Source organism: Pseudomonadota bacterium (assembly GCA_030859565.1).
Taxonomy (GTDB): Bacteria; Pseudomonadota; Gammaproteobacteria; order JACCXJ01; family JACCXJ01; genus USCg-Taylor.
Map to the genome: position 1 here is coordinate 1 of JALZJW010000243.1, position 3,433 is coordinate 3,433.

Sequence of the window (3,433 nt, forward strand, 5' to 3'; positions counted from 1 at the left end):
GTGTTTCAGGAGCGCTACCAGCGCGAGAAACACAGCAGGCCGAAGAGCGTGATGTACAACCGGTTGTAAGTCAGCGAGAGGGCGTCGTTGATCTCCAGCGAGCCGCTCATCCAAGCGGGCGTGGAGACCGATCGGTTCAGCGGCGAAAAGATGCTGCGCACCGCCTGCTGCAAAAACAGGCTGATGCCGAAGGTCGCGAGCAGTGTCTCGAGCGGCCGGCCATAGAGGAAGCGAATGATGCTTCGCTCAATCGCAATCCCGACGAGGCCCGCGACCAAGAATGCCGCCGGGATGGCGACGAACAGCGAGAGATCCAGGTGCGCCGGCATCAGTTGCTGGACCACGTAGGTCGTGTAAGCGCCAAGCATGATCAGCTCGCCGTGGGCCATATTGATGACCCCCATTACTCCGAAGGTGATAGCGAGGCCGATGGCGGCCAGGACGAGCACCGATCCCAGGCTCAGTCCGAAGAAGATGGTTTCTATGAGCCCATGTATTTGAAGCTGGAACTCGATCGCGCTCAAGGCGCGCTGGGCGGCCGTGTGCACCTGCCGATCCTGCATCTGATCGAGCAACAAGGCCGTCAGCCGGTTGCGCACCGCGGGATTGAGGCTGCTCTTTAACAATCCGATCGCGGTCAAGCGTGTCCTTGAGTCGGGGCTGTCTAGCTCCATCAGCGCGAGCCCCGTTTGTATGGCCTCGCGGACCCCGGTGTCGCGCTCCTTGGCCAGCGCTATGCGGAGGAGGGCGCGCGATGATTCGTCGAGATCGCTGATGATCTCGTGTACCGCCTTCAGGCGCACCGCCGTATCGTCATGAGATAGGCTCAGACGGGCGATGGCGCCGCGCAGTGTGAGACGCAGTTGGTTATTGATGATGACTTTCTTGAGCTTATCCTTGCCATCCGCGTGTTCTACCTCGCCGCTGAGCACATCACTCAGCTCGAACGCTTCGCCCCGCGGTTGGGCGATGAATAGCCTCCTGTCGCTGGCACGGTAATGCAGTTCGTCTTGGAGCAGGGCCCTGAGGGTCGGCAGGGTACGCGGATCATTTAAACCTTGCAGTTTTTCGATAGCCTCGGCTTTCTTGATGAAGCTTGCGTCTTTTAACAGCTCTAGCGCGGCAGCGAACGGGTCCTCCTGCACAGCGGCGAGCGCACACGGCGAAAGTGAGAGCCAGGCGTTGAGGATCCATGGAAGGATCGCTGATACGCGAGGCAGGTGCTTGATGATAAGAACACGCGCGCGGGGTGTGCTGCATCCACCCCCGCGCGTACGCAGGCTCCTCAGTAAACTTGGCCGGAGCACTTCTTGGTTTTGGTGTTATAGTTTCCGCAGGTGATGGGCGGCGTCCAATCGGCGGTGATGTCCTTGCTCCCCTGGAGGAAATCCGACCAGGCATCGCCTTCGACCGGGCCCTCGGTCTGCCACACGGTGGCGAATTGGCCATCCCCCTGGACCTCGCCGATCAGCACCGGTTTGGTCAGGTGATGGTTTTTCAACATCACCGCTTTTCCGCCCGTGAGGTTCGGCACCTCGATCCCGATGATCGCCCTGGCCACGGCGTCAGTATCCGTGGTGCCGGCCTTCTCGACGGCCTTGACCCACATCTCGAAGCCGATGTAATGGGCCTCCATCGGATCGTTCGTGACCCGCTTCGGGTTCTTGATGAAGGCATGCCACTTCTTTATGAACTCCTGGTTTTCCGGGGTATCCACGCTCATGAAATAGTTCCAGGCCGCGAGATGGCCGACCAGAGGTTTGGTATCGATGCCCGAGAGCTCTTCCTCGCCGACCGAGAAGGCGACCACCGGGATGTCGGCTGCCGAGACCTTCTGATTGCCGAGCTCCTTGTAGAACGGTACGTTAGCGTCGCCGTTGATGGTCGAGACCACGGCTGTCTTCTTGCCTTGCGATCCGAACTTCTTGATCTCGGCGACGATGCTCTGCCAGTCGGAATGGCCGAAGGGCGTGTAGTTGATCATGAGATCCGCGTCCTTGACGCCCTTGGCTCTAAGATAGGCCTCGAGGATCTTGTTGGTCGTGCGCGGATAGACGTAGTCGGTCCCAGCCAGCACCCAGCGTTTCACCTCGATGTCGTTCATCAAGTAATCGACCGCGGGTATCGCCTGCTGGTTGGGCGCGGCGCCGGTGTAGAACACGTTCTTTGAGGACTCCTCGCCTTCGTACTGCACCGGGTAGAACAGCAGGCCGTTCAGCTCCTCGAAAACCGGTAGCACGGACTTGCGGGACACCGAGGTCCAACAGCCGAATACGACCGCCACCTTCTCCTTTTGGATGAGCTCGCGGGCCTTTTCGGCGAACAAGGGCCAGTTCGACGCCGGGTCCACCACCACCGCCTCGAGCTTCTTGCCCAATAAGCCGCCTTTCTTGTTTTGCTCATCGATCATCATGAGCACGGTGTCTTTGAGTGTGGTCTCACTGATCGCCATGGTCCCCGAGAGCGAGTGCAGCACCCCGACCTTGATCGTGCCCTCGAGCCCCGCCGCGCCTGCCACGGCCTTCTTGCCGGCCACGGCTTCCAGGGCCTTCTTTGTCTCGTCCATCGCCCCTGCCGAAGTGTGCTGAACGGATGTCAGCCACGTGCAGGCAACGAGGACGGTCAAATAACAAACCTTGTGATTGAGCTTTGTAAACATAGCCTTCCCCCTTGCGGATTATAGTTGAATTTGGAGGCCGAGCTTGACGGCGCTGACCTCGTCTTCGCGCACGCCGGGGCTATAGTCGAGCCCCTCGGTCGCGATGTCCCCGTGCTCGTAGAACAAGGAGACGCGGGCATTGTGGCCGTCGATGACATAGTTGACGCCAGCCTCGATCTCGTCGCGCTCCGAGCTATTCTGGGGGTCGACATTGGTGTAGCGCACGTAGGGCTGGAATTGGCCGATCAAGACCTTCTGCGGGAACAGATAAAGCACCGTCGCCGTGTAGGAATCACCCTCGAACATGCAGAAGCACGTGGGGTCGGAGAGAGTCGCGAAGCTGATATCCTCGAGGTTGAAGTACTTGTACTCGCCCTCCAGCGTGAACACGCCCTCGTTCGGCAGGACCTTCTCGAACAGCAAATCGACGCTGGTCCCGAAGAAATCGGCGGGATCGACTATCGTTCCGGCCCCGTCCTCCTGATACTGGAAGGCCGCGGCGAGGGTGAGGATGTCCCCGGCCTTCCCGTAGTAGGTGCTGCTCGTGTAGTAGCCCGGGTTCTCTTCGATGTTGAGGAAATTGAAGCTCAGCCGCCCGGCATAGAGCAGGTTGTCATCCTGGTTAGCGCGCGAGTCGTCGAGCCCGTCGAACACCCCGGCCACATACGTCAACCTGCCACTCGGAATGAGTGTGCCCCAGAATTGTACACCATCGTCTCGGCCAAAACGCCCCGCCTCATTGCTCTCGCCCGAGAAGTCCGAGGGGTAGAAGGG

At 59.9% G+C, this 3,433-nt stretch carries 3 protein-coding genes; all 3 read right to left on the reverse strand.

Features of this window, described 5'->3' with window-relative positions:
• Positions 1–14 precede the first annotated feature (14 nt).
• The gene (locus M3436_20145) at positions 15–1,145 is read right to left on the reverse strand and encodes a hypothetical protein (protein MDQ3566285.1); all 1,131 of its coding nucleotides are present in this window, start codon (positions 1,143–1,145) and stop codon (positions 15–17) included.
• A 140-nt stretch (positions 1,146–1,285) separates the two neighbouring features.
• On the reverse strand, positions 1,286–2,566 hold the full coding sequence (gene urtA / locus M3436_20150; GenBank protein ID MDQ3566286.1) for an urea ABC transporter substrate-binding protein: 1,281 nt from the start codon (positions 2,564–2,566) through the stop codon (positions 1,286–1,288).
• Positions 2,567–2,677: 111 nt separating this feature from the next.
• Positions 2,678–3,433, reverse strand: a 756-nt coding sequence (locus M3436_20155; GenBank protein MDQ3566287.1) for a hypothetical protein, incomplete at its 5' end; no start/stop codon positions are given.